This is a genomic window from Marinomonas sp. ATLA20, assembly GCF_057180105.1.
In genome coordinates this window covers 1-458 of record NZ_JBXUKU010000043.1, presented here as the reverse complement: position 1 = coordinate 458, position 458 = coordinate 1, and the positions used below count along the sequence as shown (strand labels likewise).

Genomic DNA, 458 nt, shown 5'->3' with positions numbered 1-458 from the left:
CATATACCCGCCCTCCACAGGAACGATCGGTTCATTATGGGTAAACCATTTTTTCACACGGTCGCCAAATAATTGAAAGCACAATTCTGCATAGCTCACATAATCATCTACTACCTGTCTATTAACCCAGCCGCCTTTTTCCTGCAGCGCCATCGGCATATCGAAATGGTACAGGTTCACAAACGGTTCAATATCATGTGCAATCAGTTCATTGATCACATCATTGTAAAAAGATACTGCTTCTTCATTCACAGCACCTGTCCCTTCAGGTAAGAGACGTGACCATGAAATGGACAGCCGGAATGAATTGTGCCCAATTTCTTTCATCAGACGAATATCCTCTTTATATTTTCGGTAAAATTGGGATGTCACGTTCGGTCCTACGCCATCAAAAAAACGAGTCGGCTCTTGCTCAAACCAATGATCCCAAATATTCGGTCCTTTGCCATCACCAGGGA

General features: G+C 43.4%; 1 protein-coding gene. It reads right to left on the bottom strand.

What is annotated here, in order from left to right:
• Window positions 1-458: glycoside hydrolase family 1 protein (locus AC2A4J_RS20360; protein WP_484177298.1), on the bottom strand; the 458-nt coding region annotated here is incomplete at both ends.